This is a genomic window from Sphingomonas sanguinis NBRC 13937 (assembly GCF_001591005.1).
Classification (GTDB): domain Bacteria; phylum Pseudomonadota; class Alphaproteobacteria; order Sphingomonadales; family Sphingomonadaceae; genus Sphingomonas; species Sphingomonas sanguinis.
Genome location: NZ_BCTY01000002.1, coordinates 126,809 through 149,736, shown reverse-complemented (window position 1 = coordinate 149,736; position 22,928 = coordinate 126,809). Strand labels below are relative to the sequence as shown.

Genomic DNA, 22,928 nt, shown 5'->3' with positions numbered 1-22,928 from the left:
TCAGACAGGCGCCATCACCTCGATGATCCCGGCCGCGATGCGGGCGGTGACGGGGGTGTGGGCCAGCACCTCGCCATCGATCGAGATGGGCAGCGGGGGAATGGTGTTGAGCTTGATCTCGCGGCCTCGAAACTCGCGCACCTTTTCCTTGCGATAGTCGCTACGCAGAATGCTGGCGGCCCAGTTGATCACCAGGCGGCGCTTCACATGGCCGCAGACTGCCTGCACCACGATCTCGCCGGAATCGACGGCGGCCGATTCCACCAGTTCGGTGCCGCCATGATAGGGGCCGTTGGAGATACGGACCTCGACGACGCGCAGGCGCTCGCGCTCGCCATTCTGCTCGACGATCAAAGTGAAGGGGCGGAAGCGCAGGAACTGATACGCCGCCCAGCCGAGATAACCCAGCCGCCCGGCAACGCGCTTCAGGCCGTGGGGCACCGTCTCGGCGATCTTGGGGCTGATGCCCATGGCGGCGCAATTGGCGTAATAGTCCTTGTCGATCATGCCCAGGTCGATCCGCCGCGGGCGGCCGGTACGGATCACCTCGACCGCGCCCTCGATGTCGAGCGGGATGCCGAGCGAGCGGGCAAAGCTGTTCGCAGTGCCGAGCGGCAGCACGCCCAACACTACGTCATGTCCCACCATCAGGTCGACCAGTCCGCTGATCGTGCCGTCGCCGCCGCCCAGGATCAGCAGGTCTGGCTTGGCCGCCAGCAACTCGCGCACCCTGGGCTCCAGGTCCTTGGGGTCCTCCACCGCGCGGGCATCGACCTTGTAGGGCAGGCCGGACATCGCCTTGCACGCCTGCTGGAACAGAGCCTGGCCACGCCGCGACTTGGCATTCACCACCATCGCGGCCGATCGTATCTCTTTCACGCGCAAATTCCTTCCGCCCCCGAAACGCTTGCCATGCAACGCTTGGCAAGCGGGGTCCGATCCCGCAAAAGCATTTTCGATGACCGCTTCCTACCCCGCGCTTCGCCTTCGCCGTACCCGCGCTTCGCAATGGAGCCGTCGGCTTCATGCCGAAACGGTGCTGACCCCGGCCGATCTGATCTGGCCGCTGTTCGTCACCGAGGGGCAGGGGGTGGAGGAGCCGATCGCCAGCCTGCCCGGCGTCTCGCGCTGGTCGCTGGACGGCATCGTGGCGCGGGCGCGGGAAGCCGCCGAGCTGGGCATTCCCTGCCTGGCGCTGTTCCCCAATACGCCGTCGCAACTGCGCACCGATGACGGGCGCGAGGCGCTGAACCCCGATAATCTGATGTGCCGCGCCATTGCGGCGATCAAGGAGGCGGTGCCGGATATCGGCGTGCTGACCGATGTCGCGCTCGATCCCTATACGACGCACGGCCATGACGGACTGGTCGATGCTGCCGGTTATGTCGTGAACGACCGCACGGCGGACGCCTTGGTCCAGCAGGCGCTAACCCAGGCGCGCGCCGGATCGGATGTCATCGCGCCGTCCGACATGATGGACGGCCGGGTGGGCATGATCCGCGCGGCGCTGGAGGCGGAGGGTTTCCACAACGTCCAGATCATGGCCTATGCCGCCAAATATGCGAGCGCCTTTTACGGCCCGTTCCGTGACGCGGTGAATACACGCGGGCTGCTGAAGGGCGACAAGCGCACCTATCAGATGGACCATGCCAATGCTGAGGAGGCGTTGCGCGAGGTCGCGCTAGACCTGGCCGAGGGGGCGGACAGCGTAATGGTGAAGCCGGGCCTGCCCTATCTCGACATCATCCGCCGGGTGAAGGAGGAGTTCCGCGTGCCGACCTTCGCCTATCAGGTGTCGGGCGAATACGCGATGATCGAGACGGCGGTGGCGGCGGGCGCGGCGGACCGGGACGCCATGGTGCTGGAGACGTTGATGGCGTTCAAGCGCGCCGGATGCGCAGGCGTGCTGACCTATCATGCCGCCCATGCCGCGCGCCTGCTGAACGCCTGAACCGTTTGTCACGGACGAGCCGATCCTCCAGCCTGGCGGCGCGCGCGCTGTTCGTGGCGACGATCCTGACCGGATCGTTCCTGCTGTTCCTGGTCCAGCCGCTGGTCGCGCGCATGGCGCTGCCCCGGCTGGGCGGTGCGCCCGCCGTGTGGAGCTCGGCGATGGTGGTCTATCAGGCCTTGCTGCTGGGCGGCTATGCCTATGCCCATGCGCTGGGGCGCTTCCGTCCCAGGGTGCAGGCCGGGGTGCATCTCGCTGTGCTGGGCGTGGCGGCGCTGTGGCTGCCGATCGGGCTGATGGCGGTCGACCTACCCGCCGATGCCGAGCCGACGCTCTGGGTGCCCTGGCTGCTCGGCCTGTCGATCGGGCCGCTGTTCTTCGCCGTGTCGGCGCAGGCGCCGCTGATCCAGCGCTGGTTCGCGCTCGCGCAGGCGGGGCGCAATCCCTATGCGCTCTATGCCGCGTCGAACCTGGGCAGCTTTGCCGGGCTGATCGCCTATCCGTTGCTGGTCGAGCCCGCGATGACGCTGCATGGGCAGAGCCTGTTGTGGAGCGCGGGCTATGGTGTCCTGGCGCTGCTGGTGCTGGCCTGTGCCACGCGGCTGCCGAACGCGGCCAAGGGTGAGGCGGTGGTGGCGACCTCGCCGCCACCGGGATGGCGCCGGATCGCGCTATGGGTGGCGCTGGCGGCGGTGCCGTCGGGGCTGGTGACCGCGACATCGACCTATATCACGACCGACATCATCGCGATGCCGTTGCTCTGGGTATTGCCGCTGGGCCTGTATCTGGCGAGCTTCATCATCGCCTTTGCGACGCGGCGGGGCATGGCGGATACGCTGACCCGGATCGCGCCGATCACGCTGCTTCTCTTCGGCGGCGTGATCATGGGCAGCTATCCCGAGCGCGCCTATGCCAATGTCGTCGTTGCGCTGCTGCTCCTCTTAATGGTCTCGGTGGCGCTGCATACCGCCCTGTACCGGGCGCGGCCTGCAGTCGATCGGCTGACCGGTTTCTATCTGTGGATGGCGGTCGGTGGTGCGCTGGGTGGCGTATTTGCGGGCATCCTCGCGCCCGTGCTGTTCGACTGGACCTATGAATATCCGCTGTTGATCCTGGCGGCCGGAGCGCTGATCCCACAGCAATATCTGCTGCCGACGATCCGTGATTTGTGGTGGCGGCATTCGCGCGCGATGCTGATCGCATTGGCGGTGGCGGTCGGATTGCTGCTTGACCTGCGCTTGGTGGGGCCTGCCGACTGGTTCGGCGAAGAGCGGCAAGGACCGATCTTCCTGATCATCGCCGCGCTCGGCTTCCTGGCGATCGGCGCGCGGGCGGGGTTCGTGCTGCTGCTGGCCGGAGCGCTGGTCCTGTTTGGCGGCTATCGCGCGCTGTCTTTATCGATCGAGCGCGACGCGCGGATGCGCAGCTATTTCGGCGTCTATACGGTGCGCGACGGGCCGGGTTATCGCGAGCTGGACCATGGATCGACCGTCCATGGCATCCAGCTTCGCGGGTCGATCGCGCGCGAGCGGACGCCGACCACCTATTATGCCCCCTATTCCGGTGTCGGGCGGGCGATGCGCGCCGCGCCGATGCTCTATGGCCCGGCCGCGCGCATCGGCGTCGTCGGGCTGGGGACCGGCACGCTCGCGTGCTACGCGCAGCCCGGGCAAAGCTGGCGCTTCTATGAGATCGATCCCGTCATCGTGCGCATCGCGCGCGACACCGGCCAGTTCAGCTATTTGCGGCTGTGTCAGCCCCATCCGGTCATCCGGGTCGGCGATGCCCGGTTGCGGCTGTCGGCAGAGGCGTCGGCCAGTTTGGACCTGCTGGCGCTGGATGCCTTTTCCTCCGATGCGGTTCCGGCGCATCTGCTGACGCGGGAGGCCTTTGCGACCTATGCCCGGGTGCTGTCGCGGCGTGGGTTGATGCTTGTCCACATCTCCAATCGCTTCGTCGATCTGGAGCCGCTGGTTGCCGCCGCCGCGCGGGATGGCGGCTGGGTGGCGGCCAAGCTTCATTACGTCCCGACCGAACTGGACCGGCGGGACGAGGCCACCCCATCGGTTTGGCTGGCGCTGTCGCGCGATCCGGCGGCGCTGAAGACGCTGGAGAAGCAGGGCGGCGACTGGACCCCGGCGGTCGCGCCGCCGGGGCTGGCGGCCTGGACGGACGATTATTCCAGCATCCTGCCCTTCATCCGCCAATTCTGAGCGGGTCAGCCGCTGGGCAGTTGCGCGGTCAGCGCCTTGATCTGGTCGCCTTGCTTCGTGGTCTGCGCCGTGGCCCGCTCGCGCAGCGCGACGAGTGCGGGATAGTCGGGCTCCAGCGCGGCGGCGCGCTTGATCGCCAGGTCGTCGATCTCGGTCAGAATTGCCGAACTGCGCGAGCGGATTTCGTCGAGCGTGGCGAGTTCGGTCTGCGCGGCCAGCCACGCGTCGCTGCCGACGGCCTGACCCTTGGCCTTGGCTACATTGTCGCGGGCACGGTCATAGGCCGTGGCAAAGGCCGCACCGGCTTCATCCAGTCGTCCGCCCAGTTGCGTGATCTGCGTATCGAGCGCGGGATCGGGGCGGAGAACCACCGGCTTGGCGGCAGGCTCGGCAAAGCCCTGTTTCTCGACTGGCCGGACCGCTAGCGAGGGATAGGGTGTCGTGTCGCGATCGCGCGCGCATCCGCCCAGCGGCAGGGCGGCGAGCAGGCCCGCCATGACGAGCAGCGGGGCGGAGCGGAGCGGGGCAGGGGAGAATTGGGTCATCGCGGTCATCCTAGACACGGAACGTTGCCGGTCAAAATGCCGCGACGCGCCATTCGCACCGTCGCCAGAAAAAATGTGGATAACCCCAGCAAAGGGCTTGCCACGCTTTCGAAGCGCTTCTAAGAGCCCACCTCCACAGCGCGCCCGTAGCTCAGCTGGATAGAGCATCAGACTACGAATCTGAGGGTCGGACGTTCGAATCGTTCCGGGCGCGCCATTTTCCTACATCCTTGGATCGATAAGCCCGGCTCTGCTCATTGGCCGAGCTTGTATCCTGTTTCTCCCCCCGCAGGGGGAGAAAGCGCAGGCTGCGTCAAGGTTGGACTTCCTTGCCCTCCCAGTCGAACAGCTTGCCGCTGTCAGGCGCCTTCAGCCCGTCGATGACGTCCAGCAGCTGTACCGCGGCGCGGTCGGGCGCGAACAGGCCGCCGGGGCGGACATTGCCTTGAAACGGCTTGGAGAGCGCGGTGTCGACCGTGCCGGGATGCAGGGCGACGATGATCGACCGATCGTTGCGCCGCTTATGCTCGACCGCCAGCGTGCGGATGAACTGGTTCAGCGCCGCCTTGGACGCGCGATAGCCGTACCAGCCGCCCATCCGGTTGTCCGAGATCGAACCGACCCGCGCCGACAGCGCGGCAAACAGCGTCTTGCCGGTACGCGGCATGATCGGGAGCAGATGCTTGGCGACCAGCGCCGGGCCGATCGCGTTCACCGCGAAATTGCGCGCCAGCCAAGCGGGATCGAGCTGGTCGATCGCCTTTTCCGGGCCGCGCTCCCCGTCATGGAGCAGTCCGGTCGCGACGATCACCAGATCGGGGGCGGGGCCTTTGGCGATCCGGGCAGCGGCGGCGACGATGCTTGCCTCATTCTCCAGGTCGAGATGTGCGTCGCCGGTCATGGAGCGGGCGAAACGGGTGACCGCCACGCCCTCGTCCTCCAGCGCATCGGCGATGGCCCCGCCGATCCCGCCCGACGCGCCGATGACGACGGCCTGTTTCCACTCGCTCATCGCACGAATCTCCATATGTCCGGCGTGCTTGCCTCGGCGTCGAACGCATAACCGTCGCTATCGAAACCGCGCATCGCGTCCGTCTCGGTGACCCGGTGCTCGACCATCCAGCGCGCCATCGCGCCGCGTGCTTTCTTGGCATGGAAGCTGACAAAGCGGTCGCCCTCGCGGAAGTCGACGGCGATGATGCGGATCGAGGCAGGCAATTGCCCGTCGACCGCATGCCAATATTCCTGGCTGGCAAGGTTCAGGATGGTGCCCGACCCCTCAGCCTCGACCTCCTGGGCGAGCCGCTTGGCGATACGGTCGCCCCACCAGTCGGTCAACTTGCCACCGCCCGATCCGCCTTTATGTGGCGCCCAGCGCGTGCCCATCTCCAGCCGGTAGGGGCGCATCGCGTCCAGCGGACGGAGCAGGCCGTACAGCCCCGACAGCATCCGCAGATGGTCCTGCGCGAACAATATGGCGGGCTCGTCCAGCGTCTTGGCCTCCAGCCCGGTATAGACGTCGCCCGCAAAGGCGAACAGGGCGGGCCGCTCGGGCGCATCGGCGAAGTCGCGAAACCGCTCGGCATTCAATTTTGCGAGCGCCGGCGAAATGCGCATCAGCGAGCCCAGCTTCTCCTCGCCCAGCCCGGAGGCGGCCTGGGCCAGTTCATCGGCTTCCCGGGCGAAATGCGGCGCGGTCGGCGCGAGGGCGGGCAGGGGGCTCTGGTAATCGAGCGTCTTGGCGGGGGAAATGACGGCAATCATGACCGCGCCCGCTAGCGCCCGGAGCGTTCGCGTTCAATCCGCGTTCAGCGGTGGGTGGATAGGTGGCGACGCATCATCGCATTGCTTGAACGGGGCGTCCGCTGTCCCTACAAGCCCCGCCATCGACGGTTGTGGACCCGACAGGCTCTATTCTTGGAGAAATTTCGCATGAAGATCATTCCGAAGCTCGCGCTTGCGGCCGTGCTGGCGACGAGTGTGAGTGGGGTCGTCCTGACCGTTCCGGCCGTGGCGCAGAAGAAGAAGGGCGAGGAAGCCGGTGGCCTGAAGCTGAGCCCCGAGGCGCTGAAGGCCGCCCAGGCCGCGCAGCCGGTGATGCAGCAGAAGAACTATGCCGCCGCTGAGCCGCTGGTCGCTGCGGTCGAAGCGGCCGCCAAGACCGAGGACGACAAATATATCGCGGCCGCGCTGCGTTATGAGCTGGAGTCCGGCAAGCTGTATGCGGCCCAGCAGGCCAATCCGAACGCCCCGATCGACGAGGCCGTGCTCGCCAAGCCGCTCGACGCGCTGATCGCCAGCCCCTCGACCCCGGCGGCGGACAAGCCGCGCTACGTCTATCGTCGCGGCGCGCTGGCCTATAACGGCAAGCAGTATCCGATCGCCCTGCAATATTTCCAGCAGGCCAAGCAGCTCGGCTATAACGACCCGAACCTGCCGATGCTGATGGTCAAGGCCAAGTTCGAATCGGGCGATGTCGCAGGCGGCAATGCCGAACTGGCATCGGTCATCGACCAGATGAACGCTTCGGGCCAGAAGGCGCCGGAGGATTATTACAAGTACGCCATCGGTCGCGCCAACAAGGCGAAGATGGTGCCGGAGACGCTCGGCTGGCTGCGTAAGTGGGTCGCCGCCTATCCGACCGCGCAGAACTGGCGCAACACGCTGGTGATCTATGGCCTGCAGCCGGGTTCGCTGGCGACGCTGGACAAGAACCAGAAGCTTGACCTGTTCCGCCTGATGCGCGCTTCCAAGTCGCTGGCCGACCAGAACGACTATATGGAATATGCCCAGTACGCGACCGACAAGGGCCTGCCCGCCGAAGCCGCAGCCGTGCTGAAGGAAGGCATGGCGACCGGCAAGATCCCGACGGGCAATGCCACCGCCAAGGCGATGCTGACCGCAGCGGACGCCAAGAGCAAGCAGGAAGGCTCACTGGCCCCGACCGAGGCGCGCGCGAAGTCGGCGGGTGACGGCAAGCTCGCCGCGTTGACCGCCGAGGCCTATTATGGCCAGGGCAATTATGCCAAGGCGGTCGAGCTCTACCGCGCCGCGCTGCAAAAGGGTGGTGTCGACGCCAATGAGGTGAACACCCGCCTGGGTATCGCGCTGGCCGCGCAGGGCGACAAGGCGGGCGCGACCGCCGCCTTCGACGCCGTGAAGGGCACCCCGCGCGCCGATCTCGCCGCGTTCTGGAAGACCTGGCTCAGCACCCAGGCGTAATGCGAAAGGCCCCTGCGCCCCAGGGCGCGGGGGCTTCTCTTCGTGAGTGGGGTTTGGCCCGAGCGACGGCGACAGCCGGGGCAATCGCACACAAAAAAAGGGCCGGTCCTCCCCTATGGAGAACCGGCCCTTTCTTGTCGGCGGTAAACCCGATCAGTCCGCTTCGATCGGTATCCCCGACACTTGCTTGGCGGTCCGAATCGTCAACGACGTCTTGACGCTGGCGACGTTGGGCGCGGGGGTCAGATGTCCGGTCAGGATTTCCTGGAAGCTCTTCAGATCCGAGGCGACGATCTTCAGGATGAAGTCGATCTCGCCATTGAGCATATGGCATTCGCGGACTTCGGGAATCCCTGCGACATGCGCCTCGAACGCGGCGAGGTCATGCTCGGCCTGGCTGCGCAGCGACACCATCGCAAAGACGGTGATCGGAAAGCCCAGGCGCGCGGCATCCAGATCGGCGTGATAGCCCCGGATCGCGCCCGCTTCCTCCAGCGCGCGAACCCGGCGCAGGCAAGGCGGCGCGGTCAGGCCGACCCGCTCGGCCAGCTCAACATTGGTCATTCGGCCATCGGCCTGCAACAGCGCCAGGATCTGCCGATCGATGCGATCGAGCGCCATTACACAATACTCCACATAAACTGTCGAATCCCTAAGCCCTATGACGGCCAGCTATAAGAAAATTACGCACTATCGCAATTCTCCGACAATGCAAAGGCGCGCAGAAGGATATTTGCAGGTTACCAGTTGGAAGGATAAGGACGCTAAACAAGGATGCTGGCGGCCGAAAGGCCAAGGATGAAGGGAGCTCCGTGCGGTTCGACGACAGTCTGGCGACGATTTTATCGGCCGACACTGCGACGCCATTCGGCGCGCAGACTGCCTGGCGGCAGCTTGTCGACCTGATGAGCCGTGGCCGCGTCCCCGCCGACGCACCGATGCTGGCCCGCTTGGACACGCTGCGCGCCTCCGTACCCGTCGAGGTTCGCGCGGCCAGCGCCCGTATGCTCGCGATGGCGCATCCGCCGGTCGAACTGGTCTCGTTCTTTACCGAGGATGAGCATGAGGTCGCAGCATCCCTGTTGCGGATGGCGCGGCTGAGCGATGCCGAATGGCTGGCCCTGCTGCCTCGGTTGAGTCCGCGCACGCGGTCGGTCCTGCGTCATCGGCGCGACCTGTCGGATGCGGTCGTACGCGGGCTGGACAGTTTTGGCCGGGTCGATTTCGTGCTGTCGCATGACCCGGAGCCGGAAGCCTCCATGGAGCAGGTCGAACCCGTTGCCCCGGAGCCCGTCGCCGAAGCCAGGCCTGCGCCCGTAGAGATCGCGTCGGCGGAAAGCCCGGAGGCCGAACCGCCACCGCTCTCCATTCTGCTCGATCCGCTCCCGATGCAGGCTGCGACACCTTTCGTTGCGTTGAGCCAGGTGGCGCGGGGCTTGCCGTTCATGGCCGAGGCGCTGCGCCACGCCCCCGCGCCCACCGCGCCGCCGCGTTACGAGATCGCCGATCTGGTCGCGCGGATCGATGCCTTCAACCAGCGGCGCGAGGAAGTGACCGGGGCAACGCAAAGTGATGCAGGCCCTGCGCATTTCGATTTCGACACCGATCCGGCCGGGATGATCCTGGGCGTCGACGGCGTGACGCGCGGACCGCTGGTCGGCGTCAGCATTGCGGAGACCGCGATGCAGGGGCTCGCGCAGTTCGACGGCGTGGCGATGGGCGCCTTTCGTCGCCGCTCGCCCTTCCGCGACGCGCGGCTGGAGATTGGTGGAGCCTCGGCAGCGGCAGGATCGTGGCGGGTATCGGCCATGCCCTGGTTCGATCCCGTGTCGGGCCAGTATATGGGTTATCGCGGCAGCGGTCGGCGGCCGCGCCGGGACGAAATGGCGAATGTGACCGAAGCGACGGTGGGCGACACCTCGCCGTCTGACTCGCTGCGCCAGCTGGTCCATGAACTTCGCACCCCCGCCAATGCCGTGGCGGGTTTTGCCGAGCTGATCGAAAGCGAGCTGCTGGGCCCCGTGGCACCGGTCTATCGCGACCGCGCCAGCGCCATCCGGTCGATGGCGGCGGATCTGCTCGCTTCGGTCGAGGATCTGGATACCGCCGCCCGGATTGAGGGCCATGTGCTGGAGCTGCGGCCGAGCATCGTTCCGCTGGCGCCCCTGATCCAGCGGGTGCTGGCCGAACTCGCGCCGCTGGCCGAATTGCGCCGGGCGGAGATCCGCTTCGATCCGCCCGCGACCCCGATCGCCGCCCTGGCCGACGACCGGGCGGCCGAACGGTTGCTGACCCGGCTCTTTTCGGTCCTGCTATCGAACTGCGTCGTCGGTGAGCGCCTGTCCGCCAGCCTGGCGGAGGATCAGGGCATGGCCGCGCTGCGGGTCGACCGTCCGCTCGCCCTGACGGTCGAAACCGAGGCGGCGCTGCTCAGCGAGGCGGGGGACGAGGAACAACGCGAAGGTGCACCGTTGCTCGGCACCGGCTTCTCGCTGCGACTGATCGACAAGCTAGGCGCCGAAATGGGCGGCGGGCTGAGCATCGGCCTGCACCGGGTCGTGCTGGCACTGCCCCTGGGCGATGATCGGCGGGCAGGGCGGGCCTCGTCCGGCTGAACGTGCTGAAGCCGGTCCGCCCATGGCGTCCCGACGCCACCACTCCGGCCGAGCGGATCGCATGGCCGGACGACTTCGGCCCTCACTTTCTGGTGTTCGTGGATGTCGAGGAGGAGTTCGACTGGTCGGCACCGCTCGACCGGCGGCACCGTTCGACCAGCGCGATGCGGGCCTTCGCTCCGGCCCATCGCCGGTTCGCGGCGGCCGGGGTCGGCCTGAATTGCATGGTCGATTATCCGGTGGCGGTCGATCCCGCCTCGGTGGCGATCCTGGCGGAATGCGTCGCGGACGGGCGCTCGGAAATCGGTGCACAGCTTCATGCTTGGGTCACGCCACCGCATCACGAGGTCGTCGATCCCTTTACCAGCCATGCGGGCAATCTGCCTTTGGCCTTGGAAGCCGCCAAGCTCGATACGCTGACCGAGGCCATCGCTACGTCCTTTGGAACGAGGCCGCGCATCTTCCGCTCGGGGCGTTACGGGCTTGGTCCCTCATCGCTTGCACTGCTCGCCGAGCGGGGATATCGGCTCGACAGTTCGATGCGGGCGCTCCACGACTATGGTGATACCGGCGGCATGGATTTCAGCGGGATCGACTCGCATGGCTTTCGTCGCGACGGCATGATCGAACTGCCGCTGACCAGTGTCTATGCCGGTCTCCTTCGAGGACGGGGTGAGAGCTTCTATCCCAAGGCCGGGCGCTGGCCGCATGGGCGTGGTGCGATGGCGCGATTGGGCTTGCTCAACCGCATTCCGCTGACGCCCGAGGGCGTAGGTATCGGCGATGCGTTGGCCGGGATCGACCGGGCGGTGGCGGACGGCGTTCGCCTGCTGACCTTTTCCTTCCACTCGCCGACGCTGGAGCCAGGACATACGCCCTATGTGCGCACCGCGCGCGATCGCGAGATGTTCGACCGTTGGTGGGACCGCGTGTTCGATCGGCTGGCCCGGCACGGCGTGACCGCCACGACGATGGCGGAGGTGCTCGACGCGGCGGATCGCGCCGCCGGGTAGCCGGACCACGACGGACGCGGTCCGGCATTATCGGCTCATTGACGCTTCATCGCCTCGATCAGCTTCTTCACGTCCTGGCTCCGGCCGCGCGGCAGAATCAGGATATCGTCGCCGCTCGCCACCACGATCAGGTCTTCGACATCGACGGCCGCGATGCGCACCCGGTCGGTGCGAATCAGGCAGTTCTTGGTATCGATCGCCAGCACTTCGCCGCGATGGGCATTGCCCAGACCATCGAGATCGCTGATCGCGTGCAGCGCGTCCCAGCTGCCGACATCGTTCCAACCCATGGCGACCGGCACCACCGCCACGCGGTCGGCGCGCTCCATCACCGCATAGTCGATCGAATCGGAGGGGCAGGCGGAGAATTCGGTTTCGTCCGGCAGGATACGCTTGCCGTCATGCTTGGCGGCGCGCACCGCCTTTTCGGCGGCGACCAGCATCTCCGGCGCATGCTGGCCCAGCTCTTCCAGATAGCGGTCGGCGCGGAACAGAAATATGCCGCCGTTCCATGCATAGTCACCCCGCGCCAGCATGGCCTCTGCGCGCTCAAGCCGGGGCTTTTCGACGAAGCGGGCGACCTGATGGACACCCGATGCGATCTCACGACCGACCTGAATCCAGCCATAGCCCGTTTCGGGCTTGTCGGGCGCAATGCCGAAGGTCGCGAGCCAGCCCTGTGACACCATCGGCAGCGCGGCGCGAATGGCGGCGTGAAACGCGTCGAGATCGGCGATCACATGGTCGGACGGCATGACCAGCAGCACGTCCTCCGGCTTGGCGACCAGCGCGGCGAGCGCGATGGCGGGAGCGGTGTTGCGCGCCACCGGCTCCAGGATCAGGGCCTGGGGCGGCGTACCCGCATCGACCAACTGATCCTCGACCAGATCGGCATGGCGCTGTCCGGCCACCACGATCGGGGCGGCGAAATCGTTGGAATTGGTCCGCTGCGCCGTCAGCTGCAACATGGTCTCATCGGCGGTGAGCGCCAACAACTGCTTCGGCATCTCCGGCTTCGACATCGGCCAGAGACGCGTGCCGGAGCCACCGGACAGGATGACTGGCACGATTTGATTATGCATGAATGCCCCTTCGTTATCCCGCACCATGCCGGTCCGACCCAGCTGGCGCGGTGCCTATAACGCGCAAAAACGAATTTCTTCACGCTTCGTTTGTCATTGTTTGCAAAAATTAGGAGGGATTACGGAAAAGGTCGTGGCGAAGGCCGTTTGGGGGTTATGCGTTGAGTAGATGATCCGCCTGTTCAAACATTATGTCCCCCATGCGGCGTTGTTGCTCGGGCTGGTCGATTTCCTGCTTCTGATGCTGGCGGCGGAGCTGGGCTGGCTATTGCGGGCCCGGCAGATCGGCTTTCCGGCGGGAACGTTCCTGGAACGACTGCCCCAGGTGCTGAGCTTCGCCATCCCGCTTCAGATCGCGTTGCTGGCGGTCGGCGCCTATTCGGCGGCTTCGTTCCTGTCACTGCGCTTCGCGGCGGCGCGGTTGATGGTGGCGATCTCGCTTGGCGTCATCTTCCTGTCGCTCATCTACTTTTTCCTGCCGAACCTGTCCTACTGGCGGTCGAGCCTGTTTTTCTCGATGATCCTGGCGGTCGTGCTGCTGGTCGTGGTGCGAGGGTTGCTGGGCGGGTTGCTGGGTGGCGACCGATTCAAGCGGCGGGTCATCCTGATGGGGGCGGGCGAGCGGGCGGCGCAGATCGTCAAGCTGGCATCGCGGCCCGGCTCCAACTTCCTGGTCGCTGGCGCGATCGCGATGAATGCCGACGAGACGGCCGTGCCGGAGGCGGTCCAGCGCGCCGACATCGCCAGCCTGCGCGGCTTTGTGATTGACCGCGAAGCCAGCGAGGTCGTGCTGGCCATCCAGGAACGCCGTAACGCCTTGCCTTATCAGGACCTGTTGCGGGTTCGCACGACCGGCGTGCAAGTGTCCGAGCTATCGAGCTTTCTGGAGCGGGAGACGGGACGTATCGATCTCGCCTCTGTCAGCCATAGCTGGCTGATCTTTTCCGAGGGTTTTTCTTCGGGGCGAATGTGGTCGGCCATGTACAAGCGTGCCTTCGACGTCGCGGTCAGCGTGATCCTGCTGGTCGTCGCGCTTCCGATCATTCTGTTGACCGCGATCGCGATCCGGCTGGAATCGCGCGGTCCCGCCTTCTACCGGCAACGCCGCGTCGGCCTGTTCAACGAGCCGTTCGAGATATTGAAACTGCGGTCGATGCGCCAGGACGCCGAGGTGGCAGGCCAGGCGGTCTGGGCGGAAAAGGACGATCCCCGCATCACCCGCATCGGCCGCTTCATCCGCAAGGTCCGCATCGACGAACTTCCGCAAATCTGGTCGGTCCTGGCGGGGGAGATGAGCTTTGTCGGGCCGCGCCCCGAGCGGCCGCAATTTGTCGAGCAGCTCGAACGGCAAATTCCCTTTTATGCCGAGCGGCATATGGTCAAACCCGGCATCACCGGCTGGGCCCAGCTTAACTATCCCTATGGCGCGTCGATCGACGATGCGCGGGAGAAGCTGGAATATGACCTCTATTACGCCAAGAACTATTCGCCCTTTCTGGACGCCCTGATCCTGTTGCAGACGCTGCGTGTCATCCTGTGGCCATCGGGCGCGCGGTGACGATGGCGGAGGTGTCGGAGAAGGCTTCGTCCTATCAGGGGCGGGATCGGCGCAAGTCGCATCCTTATCCGATGATGCGGCGCAAACGGCGTATCTGGCGGCGGCGGTCGATCCGGCGGCGGATCAGGATCATCGCGGTGCTGCTGGCGATCGGTCTGGCCGTGGCCGGGCTGCTGGCCCTTTTGCACGGCCAAAAGGCGCCGGTCGATCCGGCGCTCGCGCTGCGCCGCGCGACGACCGCGCTGGAGGCGGGGAACTACCACGCCGCGCATGACCAAGCGCGACAGGCGGCGACCGCCGCGCCGCGTTCGGCGGCGGCGCAGATGATGCTGGCCCGCACCAGCCTGTTGCTGCGCCAGGGCGTCGCGGCAGAGGCGGCGCTCGATCGGGCGCTGGCTGATGGTGTTCCGCTGGCGGCGACACTGGCGGAGCGGGTGGAGGCCCGGCTGCTGCTCGGCAATCTCGCGGGGGCGCAGGACGCGGTCGACCGAATGCCCGCCGAGCGCGATGCCGCGATGATCCGTGCGGCGGCCCGACTAAAGGCGGCGCAGGGCGGCGGCGGAGCAGCCTTGCGCCGGACCCTCGAACAACTGGTCGCCCGTTACCCCGACGACGCCCGCAGCTGGACCGAGCTGGGTCGCAGCCGGTTCGGGGCAGGGGACATGGACGGTGCCTCTCACGCAGCGGCCCGGGCGGCGGCACTCGCGCCGGCCGATCCCGATGCGCTGACCCTGCAGGGAGAGGTGGTGCGTGCCCGCTACGGCCTGGCAGCGGGACTGCCCTGGTTTCAGGCAGCGTTGAAGCGCGATCCCTATGACCATCCAGCGCTGATCCAATATGCCGCTACGCTCGGCGATCTGGGGCGTGCGACGGATGCTCTGGCGACGACGCGGACCGCGCTCGTGTCCGAGCCGGGCAGTCCGGAGGCATTATACCTGCAAGCGGTGATCGCGGCGCGGGCAGGGCGCTTCGCGCTGGCGCAGCAGGCCCTGGAGTTGACCGGCGGGGCGTTGCGGGCACGGCCTTCGGTCGCATTGCTCGACGGTGCGCTCGCTTATGCGCAGGGACGGCCGCAGCACGCGGTGCGGGTCTGGACCCGGCTGGTAACGATGCAGCCGATGAACGTTGCCGCCCGCGAGTTGCTGGCGGCGGCGCAGATTGCGGCGGGGGACCGTCCCGCCGCGCTGGCGACGCTGCGTCCGATCCTGTCGCGGGCGGATGCCGATGGCTATGCCCTGCGTTTGGCGGCTCTGGCCATGCCCGACCGATACGCCGCGCTGCTCGACCGGGCGGCGCACGGGCGGCGGGGCGATGCTGCGATCTTCCTGGCGGACCGCCCCGCGGCCGAGCTTGCCATCGCGGCCGGAAACGCGCCGACCGACCCGACCTATGCGCTGGGCCTGATCCGTGGGCTCGCCAGTCGCGGCGATCGGGCGGGCGCGATCCATAAGGCGCTGGCGCTGGTCCGGGCTAGCCCCGGTGCTCCGGCGGCACAGACGGCCTATGGCGATACGCTCGCCACCGCCGGGCGCATGGCCGAGGCGGTCGGCCCCTATGCCCGTGCCGCCGATCTGACCTTCGACGAGCCCACGATGCTGCGCCTGATCGACGCCTATCAGCGGACCGGACGGTCGCAGGATGCCGCTGTCAGCCTGGGCCTGTATCTGTCGCAGAATCCGCAGAGCGTGGCGGCCCGCCGCCTGCTGGCGCAGTGGCAGATGGTGGCCGGGCGCTGGGACGAGGCGATCGAGACGCTGGAGGGGCTTCGCACGCAGATCGGCCTGCGCGACGTGGCGCTGCTTCAGCACCTGGCGGTCGCCTATGCCCAGTCGGGCGATGGCGTGGTGGCGCGGCGCTACGGCGCGGCGGCGTATCGGCTGGCACCGATGAATGCGGGCGTGGCGGACGCCTATGGCTTGGCGCTCGCGGCGGCTGGAGATGAAGACGGCGCGCGGCAGCTGTTCGACAAGGCGCTGGCACTTGCCCCGGGCGACCCAGTGATCCTCGCCCACCGCGCCCGGCTCTGATCGCTGCTCGCTTGGCAGGGTCATAAGCGTGCCCTACCAGCGGCATCATGACCGATCTCGCCACACCGCTGCTCGAACGTATCGCCGCCGCCTTGGAGCGGATCGCGCCGCCGCCATTGCCCTCGGCCGATCCGCTGGCGCATCCGGCCTATCTGTGGCGGGGCGGAGCGCTGCACGCGGCGCGCAGCTTCGCGCCCGTCCCCCTGACGCTGCTCCAGGGGCTGGAGCGGCAGCGGGAGGCGTTGCTGACCAATCTGGTCCGGCTGGCCGATGGTCACGCGGCGCAGGACGTGCTGCTCTGGGGCGCGCGGGGTACGGGCAAGTCGGCGCTGGTCAAGGCGGGCGTTGCCGCCGTGCAGGCCGAGCGGCCCGGTCGCCTGGCGCTGGTCTCGGTCGACAGCCTCGATAGTCTGCCCGATCTCTTCGCGATGCTGGAACCCGTCGACCGCGCCTTTGCGGTGTTCATCGACGACCTAGGGTTCGAGGGGGCGGGCGAGGCGCGCAAGCTGCGGTCGCTGCTCGACGGCGGAGCAGAGGCGCGGCCCGCGCATGTCCGGCTCCTCGTCACCGCCAATCGCCGTCATCTTCTGCCCCGCGACCTGAGCGAGCAGGATAGCGCCATCAACCCGCGCGACGTGGTCGACGACCAGCTGGCGCTGGCGGACCGCTTCGGGCTGAGCCTGGGGTTCCACACGCTGGACCAGGATGGTTATCTGGCGATCGTGCGCGGCTATGCCGATCGCTACGACCTGCCGTTCGATGGGGACGAAGCGGTCAATTGGGCCACACGGCGGGGCAGCCGATCGGGCCGGGTGGCCTGGCAATATGTCGTCGATCTCGCCGGGCGGACGGGGCGCGCTCTGTAATAATTTTGGCGACAGTTAAAAAACCGCTTGCACGCTTCTGAACCGCTGGCTATTGGCGCGCCTCCAGCATGGATCGGCCTTCCCGAACGGCCTTAGAAAACGATCCATACTCCTAGTCGGGGAGTAGCTCAGCCTGGTAGAGCACTGCCTTCGGGAGGCAGGGGCCGGAGGTTCGAATCCTCTCTCCCCGACCATTTTCATGCCGTCGCAAACACCTCCGAAAGGAGGTCCAGGACCGCCATGGGTCATTGGCCCATTCCGGTGTCAGTCCGATGAGCTTGGCCGGGCTTCCCCCCTTTAGCCCTGATCTGCTCGGCATCGGCCGACGGCCCGCCCCTCGACTGGCATGCCATGTGGCCATGTCGTCTACGCGCAGCCTTCCAGCCACGCCCGCCTTGGCGCGCCACGCTTTGGCGGGCGCGCCGGAGGCTGTGTGTCAGTCCACTTCCCGTGTGATCGGATAATGGAGCACAAAGGGATGTCCCGGTCCGGCTTGCGCGTAGAGCCAGGTGAGCCGTGCGTCGGGATCGGCCGCGAAGGCGGGATCGTCATGCAGTTTCGCCTCGAACGCGACCTTTACCTCAGGCTGGGTCGCCAGCACATATTCCCCCAGCTTGGCAATGACGAAGGCATCCGTATCGGGGACGGGGGCAAGCATCTCGGGGAAGAAGCCCCAGGCCAGGAAAGAGTCCTGGCTTTCCGGCTCGAGCAGCGCTGCGGCCAGCAGCCCTAGCGGCTGATCGGCGGGCACGCGCACGCTGCCGACCGGCATCACCTGCTCAGCGCGGTCATGCGCGAAGCCTGCGCTGATCGGATAGCGGCCCTCCTTGGGCTGCGTCACCTTAGGATCGATCAACCGGACCTGATCGACGGTCAGCGTTTTGGGGGCGGCGATCGTCTCGAACGCAATGCCGTGCAGACGCAGCCGCTCGATGACTTCGGTCTGTTCGCGCGGGACCCACCACGCCTTGGGCAGGCGAACCGTCTCGGTCGGGATTTGGCCGATGATCGGCATGCGGAAGGTGATCGGCTTGGCCAGCCAGCGCTGTTCCCGACGACCCGAGGCTGGCGACATATAGGTGTCGAACGCCACTCCCTTGAAGTCTTCGATCCAGCCGATGGGCGTGGGCGCGGGCTTCCAGCGGGTCAGCAGTTCGGCCGGACGGCTGGCGCGATCCTCGGCCTTGGCGGCGGCGATGCGGGCGGCGTCGGTGCCCGCGATCGTCAGCGCCGCCTCCATCAGGACATAGGTGCCGAGCACGCGCCGCCGATAAGGCTTCAGCATATGGTTCTCGACCAGCACGGTCGGCATCCCGATGAAATCGCCATAACCGGTCGAGTAGCGCGGTCCTTCCGGGCTGTAGCGGATGCCTTTGTCCGGCTGGCGCGTGTCGATCGGGCTGGGATAGATGGTCGGGACATGCCCGGCCTTGGTCAGCGCCTGTGACACCGCCGGGCCGAAGCGGCTTTCCAGCCAACCGGCGGTCGCACGATGCCGGGCGTACTTGCCCCAACCGGCATAGGTGAAGGTCACGTCATACTGCATGTCGAAGCCTTCGCTGACATGGCAGTCGACATAGAGGATCGGGTCAAGCGACCGGATCAGCCCGATCATCGCCCGCGATTCCGGCGCATCGAGCTTGGCATAGTCGCGGTTGAGGTCGATATCGCGGGCGTTCGCGTCGCGGCCCTTTTCGGCCGGGCCACGGATATGCAGATAATTATAGGCGCTACGCTGTTCGTGGCCGTCGATATTGTAGACCGGCACGAAGACCAGATCGACCTTGTCGAGCAAATTGTCCTTGCCGCGCAGCGCGATGTCACGCAGCAGCATCAGCCCGGCATCCTTACCGTCGATCTCGCCCGAATGGATGCCGCCCTGGATCAGTACGACGGGTTTGGTCGCGCCCCCCTTGCTAGCGCGGACATAGATCATCTCGCGCCCTTCGGTCGTGCGGCCGAAGCTCTTCACGGTGATGAGCGGCGAGGCGGCGGCAAGGCGCTCCAGCCAGGCGCGGACCTCGGCATAGTTGGGCGTCGTGCGAAAACCTGCTGCCTCTGCCGGCGTGATCCAGGGATCGCTCGCCGCGACGATCAGCCGCTCGCTTGCCCCCTTCCACGGCATGGCAGGGGGAAGGATTTCGCTGGCGAGAGAGCGCGGCGCGACGTCGGCGGCAAGGGCCGGGGGTGCCATCACAGCCGTCAACACGATGATGGCCCGGACGAGGGATCGGGAAACGGGAAATTCGGCGTGATGCAAGATCGATGTCCACCATGAAGAAGATGCGCAAATGCCGCTGCTATAACCCCGAAGCAGAGACAATATAACATTTCTTTATCATTGGCGTTATTTGCCGCTGGCGGGTGCGACCGGTTTCGTCGGGGCGGCGGGCGATGTCGAGACAAGAGCGACGGCTGATCGGCGGCGAGACCTGGAATGTCACCCCGCGATAAAAAAATGGGCCCCGACTGTGCGTCGGAGCCCGTAGGGGGGAGGGAAGAGAAAAGAGGCTTAGAAGGTCCCGCGCAGACCGATCAGGAACTGGCGGCCCGGCTTGTACTGGGTGAAGGTCGCGTTCTCGAACTGGAAGTAGGACCGCAGCGTCGCGTTGGTCAGGTTGGCGACGTTGATGGTCAGCTGCGGCGCGCCCTTCATCCCGAAAATCTTGTCGAGGTCGAACGCCGACGAGAAGTCGTAGGTGGTATAGTCGGTGCCGAACAGGGCGGCGGCCGGAATGCCGTTCTGCGCCGCGCCGCTGTTCTGCGAACCCTGGCGCGAAGTCGTGGCCAGACGCAGCATCACGCCATTCTTTTCGTAATAGGCGGTGATGTTGTAGGTGAAGGGCGCGACGCCGAACGCCACGGCCGGACCGTTGCTGGTCTGATCGACGATGGTGGCATTGGCATTGAAGCCGAAGCCGGTGATGCCGAGTGGACGGGTCAGGAAGTCGAGCGGCTGCACCCACTGGAATTCCAGGCCGTTGATGGTCAGCTTGTTGGGCACGTTGACCTGCGAGGTGACCTGCACCTGCGCCTGGCTGGGTCCGCCGCGCGCGTTGATCGCGATCTGCTGCGTCGGGTTCAGCGTGTCATAGGTGATGCCATATTGCGCCAGATTGGAGAAGGGCACCGTGCTGATCGCGGTGGTGGTGAAGCCCTCTATCGACTTGCGGAACGCGTTGAAGCTCACCACGCCCTCGCGGCCGGTGTAATATTCAAAGCCCAGGTCGAGATTGGTCGACAGGTAAGGCGCCAGCGCCGGATTGCCGATCGAGGCCTGGTCGGCCGAGGGCGCGCCGAAGTTGATGCCCGGCAGCTGCGCCGACGGATCGGGCCGGGTCATGGTCCGCGAACCCGCGACACGCACCACCGCATGTTCGCCGATGTCATAGGCGAAGGTCGCGGCGGGCAGCCATTCCGAATAGACGTTGCGCGTGGTCGCGATGTTGATCAGGCTGGGATAGCGGCTGCCGTCCGGCAGGGTCCCGCCGCTGGCCGTCGTGTTGCGCGGATCGGGCAGCGAGACGCGGCCCGAAATCGTCTGGATCGTGTTGACGTAGCGCAGGCCGACATTGAAGCGCAGCGTGTTGCCGCCCAGTTCCTGCGATCCGTTGACGGTCGCGAAGGCCGATTTCACGACCTCGCGGATGAAGCCCGCGCTCGCGCCAGTGTTCGCGCCGCCATTCTCGGGCGCATTGTCGTGATAGAATTGATAGTTGGTCGCCTTCTGGAAGGCAGGCCAGTTCACCGTCACGAAACCCGCCGGGCCTGGCATCAGATAGCTGGGCGCGGCGCTGTTGGGCACCAGCGAGCCGCCATAGCTGACCGGGCCGCTCAGCCCGGAGGTGAAGCCGGTGCCGTAACCCGGATAGGTCGGATAGCCCGCCGGTGCGGCACCCGGCGCGTTCAGCCCGGCACAGGGCGGCTGCGAGTTGGGCGAGGGGACCGAAACGTTGGGATTGTTGCCGCAGACCGCGTTCTGCCAATATTGGCTGTTGTCGAAGCCTCGGATCTGACGCGACGTATCGTCATAGGCGCCGCCGACCTTCAGGTTGAGCGCGGTATCGCCCCAGGTCAGGTCGCCGCGCAGCCCCTTGTTAATGTTGAGGCGGCGTTCGTCCTGCAGGTTCACGCGGCTGCCCGCATACCAGCCGAAATTCTTCGGATCGTTCAGGTCCAGCGCGCTGGTGATCGTCGGGATGCCGCCCGTGTTGGAATAGGTCACGGTGTTGCCGACGCCCAGCGGCGTGGTCATGCCGACGGTCGGGCTTTCACGGTGGAAGGTCGAGCGCGCGTAATTGCCCTGGAAGTTCAGCTTCAGCTTATCGTTGATCTCCCACTCACCGCCCGGATTGACGCTCCAGAGGTGCGTCGTCTCGGTATAGGGGCGGAATTCGTCGAAGAACTGGACATTGGCGAAGGTGCCGCCGGTCACGGTGCAGCCCGCGCTGCAATCGGACTTGTCGAAGGTCAGGTTGGTCGGGATGATCGCGCCGTTGCGGACGATCCAGGCCATGTCCTCGCGGATCAACTCGTTCTTCTTGAAGCCGTAGAGGCCGTCGACATAGAAATGCAGCGTGTCGGTCGGGCGATATTCGGCGCTGACGATCGCGTTGATGCGGTCGCGCGGCCCGCGAATGCTGGCTTGGCGGCCCAGGCGCGGGAGTAGGCCGTTGTCAATCTGCTGGATGGTCGCGCCGGGATTGTTGGCGAGCAGGAACGCGCTGTCGATCGTGGTGCCCGGAACCAGGCCCGCGCCCGCGCCGGTCGGCACGGTCGAGGGGATGGTCCAGTTGCCGCCGCCGATGCTGTTGCAGACGTTGTTCGCGCCGCACTGCGCGGCGGTCAGCGCGGGGTTGGTGTAGCCGATCGTCTCGAACCCGCGCGTATCGGTGAAGATGCGCTGCGCCGAGACACCGGCGAGGATACCGAAGGTGTCGTTGCGCCAGCTGCCGATCAGCGATCCGCGCGCGCCGATCCGGTCCTCAGGCGTCTGCTTGGTGCCCTGGACGTTATAGGCCAGGAACGGCCCGCTGCGGTCGAACGGACGGGCCGAGCGCAGGTCGATATTGCCCGCCGCACCGCCTTCCAGCAGGTCGGCGGTATAGCTCTTGTTGACGGTCAGCTTGGTGAAGAGGTCGGTCGGAAAGAAGCTGAGGTCGACTGAGCGGTCGGTCCCTTGCGCGTCGGTGGCGCCTGACGAAGCAACCGCGATCGGCGCGCCGTTCAGCGTGACGTTGGTGAAGTTCGAGCCCAAGCCGCGAATGGCGACGTTGGTGCCTTCGCCGGTGACGTCGCGGGTGATGGTGACGCCCGGAATGCGGTTGAAGGATTCCGCGATATTGGTGTCGGGAAACTTGCCGATGTCCTCGGCGAAGATCGAGTCGGTGAAGCCGGTCGACGCGCGCTTGGCGTTGGTCGACTTGGCCAGGCTCGAGCGATAGCCGGTGACGACGATATCCGCGCTCGACGTGCCCTGGCTGTCGATCTGGGGTGCGGGCTGGGCAGCGGGGCCATTGTCCTGGCCATCCGCGGGCGCCTGTTCCTGCGGTGGGGCGACCGCTTGCGCCATGGCGGTGGAGGCGCTCATCGCGCCGACCGCTGTCGCGCAGAGCAGGGCGATACGGCGCAGGCGGATTGGGGGCACGGACTTCATCTCAGATCCTCTCCATGGGTCCGCTGTCGTTCGTTGCGACATGCGGGAAATTCGTTTGATTATGGGGTCAGGCGGGGATTTCGGGCCGACACACGACCACGCACGGTCTGCCATGCCGGTGTGTGCGGAGCACCCGGATCATGGGACACTGGACACCGGACAGGTCCGGCCAAGCTATCG

General features: G+C 66.5%; 16 protein-coding genes and 2 tRNA genes. 10 read left to right on the top strand and 8 right to left on the bottom strand.

Going from position 1 to position 22,928, the window contains the following annotated elements:
* Complete coding sequence (locus tag SSA01S_RS02210) at positions 1 to 855, bottom strand: diacylglycerol/lipid kinase family protein (RefSeq protein ID WP_061779011.1); 855 nt, start codon at positions 853 to 855, stop codon at positions 1 to 3.
* Between the two features lie 103 nt (positions 856 to 958).
* Between SSA01S_RS02210 and hemB the strand changes: the two genes are divergently transcribed.
* Both hemB and SSA01S_RS02200 read left to right on the top strand, forming a co-directional pair.
* Positions 959 to 1,951 carry a porphobilinogen synthase gene (hemB, locus tag SSA01S_RS02205; RefSeq protein WP_061779010.1) on the top strand — a complete coding sequence of 331 codons (993 nt, stop codon included), beginning with the start codon at positions 959 to 961 and terminating at the stop codon, positions 1,949 to 1,951.
* 5 nt (positions 1,952 to 1,956) lie between these two features.
* Positions 1,957 to 4,164: a fused MFS/spermidine synthase gene (locus SSA01S_RS02200; RefSeq protein ID WP_082794884.1), complete on the top strand. Its 2,208-nt coding sequence runs from the start codon at positions 1,957 to 1,959 to the stop codon at positions 4,162 to 4,164.
* Between the two features lie 5 nt (positions 4,165 to 4,169).
* Here SSA01S_RS02200 and SSA01S_RS02195 read toward each other — a convergent pair whose 3' ends face one another.
* Positions 4,170 to 4,709, bottom strand: coding sequence for a hypothetical protein (locus tag SSA01S_RS02195; protein ID WP_156477630.1), 540 nt, complete (start codon positions 4,707 to 4,709; stop codon positions 4,170 to 4,172).
* A 140-nt stretch (positions 4,710 to 4,849) separates the two neighbouring features.
* Here SSA01S_RS02195 and SSA01S_RS02190 point away from each other — a divergent pair.
* Positions 4,850 to 4,926: transfer RNA gene (locus SSA01S_RS02190), tRNA-Arg, on the top strand.
* 96 nt (positions 4,927 to 5,022) lie between these two features.
* Here SSA01S_RS02190 and SSA01S_RS02185 read toward each other — a convergent pair.
* A complete protein-coding gene (locus SSA01S_RS02185; RefSeq protein WP_061779101.1) occupies positions 5,023 to 5,721 on the bottom strand; it encodes an SDR family NAD(P)-dependent oxidoreductase in 699 nt (232 codons plus the stop codon).
* Positions 5,718 to 6,473 (bottom strand): YaaA family protein, encoded by a 756-nt coding sequence (locus SSA01S_RS02180; RefSeq protein ID WP_061779009.1) that lies wholly within the window; start codon positions 6,471 to 6,473, stop codon positions 5,718 to 5,720. The genes SSA01S_RS02185 and SSA01S_RS02180 overlap by 4 nt, the downstream gene beginning before the upstream one ends.
* A 168-nt stretch (positions 6,474 to 6,641) precedes the next feature.
* On the opposite strand from SSA01S_RS02180, the gene SSA01S_RS02175 reads away from it, so the two are divergent.
* On the top strand, positions 6,642 to 7,931 hold the full coding sequence (locus tag SSA01S_RS02175; protein ID WP_058716096.1) for a hypothetical protein: 1,290 nt from the start codon (positions 6,642 to 6,644) through the stop codon (positions 7,929 to 7,931).
* Between the two features lie 153 nt (positions 7,932 to 8,084).
* Here SSA01S_RS02175 and SSA01S_RS02170 read toward each other — a convergent pair whose 3' ends face one another.
* Positions 8,085 to 8,552 (bottom strand): Lrp/AsnC family transcriptional regulator, encoded by a 468-nt coding sequence (locus tag SSA01S_RS02170; RefSeq protein ID WP_042487895.1) that lies wholly within the window; start codon positions 8,550 to 8,552, stop codon positions 8,085 to 8,087.
* A 191-nt stretch (positions 8,553 to 8,743) separates the two neighbouring features.
* Between SSA01S_RS02170 and SSA01S_RS02165 the strand changes: the two genes are divergently transcribed.
* Positions 8,744 to 10,546 (top strand): sensor histidine kinase, encoded by a 1,803-nt coding sequence (locus SSA01S_RS02165; protein WP_244885516.1) that lies wholly within the window; start codon positions 8,744 to 8,746, stop codon positions 10,544 to 10,546.
* A 2-nt stretch (positions 10,547 to 10,548) separates the two neighbouring features.
* Positions 10,549 to 11,559 (top strand): polysaccharide deacetylase family protein, encoded by a 1,011-nt coding sequence (locus SSA01S_RS02160; RefSeq protein ID WP_156477629.1) that lies wholly within the window; start codon positions 10,549 to 10,551, stop codon positions 11,557 to 11,559.
* Positions 11,560 to 11,594: 35 nt separating this feature from the next.
* Here SSA01S_RS02160 and SSA01S_RS02155 read toward each other — a convergent pair whose 3' ends face one another.
* Positions 11,595 to 12,641, bottom strand: coding sequence for a mannose-1-phosphate guanylyltransferase/mannose-6-phosphate isomerase (locus SSA01S_RS02155; RefSeq protein WP_082794882.1), 1,047 nt, complete (start codon positions 12,639 to 12,641; stop codon positions 11,595 to 11,597).
* A gap of 169 nt (positions 12,642 to 12,810) precedes the next feature.
* On the opposite strand from SSA01S_RS02155, the gene SSA01S_RS02150 reads away from it, so the two are divergent.
* From SSA01S_RS02150 to SSA01S_RS02135, 4 genes are all read left to right on the top strand, one after another.
* Positions 12,811 to 14,199, top strand: a complete 1,389-nt coding sequence (locus SSA01S_RS02150) for a TIGR03013 family XrtA/PEP-CTERM system glycosyltransferase (RefSeq protein WP_061779007.1) — start codon at positions 12,811 to 12,813, stop codon at positions 14,197 to 14,199.
* Positions 14,200 to 14,201: 2 nt separating this feature from the next.
* On the top strand, positions 14,202 to 16,226 hold the full coding sequence (locus tag SSA01S_RS02145; protein ID WP_061779098.1) for a tetratricopeptide repeat protein: 2,025 nt from the start codon (positions 14,202 to 14,204) through the stop codon (positions 16,224 to 16,226).
* A 47-nt stretch (positions 16,227 to 16,273) separates the two neighbouring features.
* The gene (locus SSA01S_RS02140; protein ID WP_061779006.1) at positions 16,274 to 17,092 is read left to right on the top strand and encodes an ATP-binding protein; all 819 of its coding nucleotides are present in this window, start codon (positions 16,274 to 16,276) and stop codon (positions 17,090 to 17,092) included.
* A gap of 117 nt (positions 17,093 to 17,209) precedes the next feature.
* A tRNA-Pro gene (locus tag SSA01S_RS02135) sits at positions 17,210 to 17,286 on the top strand.
* Between the two features lie 242 nt (positions 17,287 to 17,528).
* Here the strand turns inward: SSA01S_RS02135 and SSA01S_RS02130 are convergent.
* A complete protein-coding gene (locus SSA01S_RS02130; RefSeq protein ID WP_061779005.1) occupies positions 17,529 to 19,286 on the bottom strand; it encodes a M14 family metallopeptidase in 1,758 nt (585 codons plus the stop codon).
* 318 nt (positions 19,287 to 19,604) lie between these two features.
* Positions 19,605 to 22,748 carry a TonB-dependent receptor gene (locus SSA01S_RS02125; RefSeq protein WP_061779004.1) on the bottom strand — a complete coding sequence of 1,048 codons (3,144 nt, stop codon included), beginning with the start codon at positions 22,746 to 22,748 and terminating at the stop codon, positions 19,605 to 19,607.
* Positions 22,749 to 22,928 lie beyond the last annotated feature (180 nt).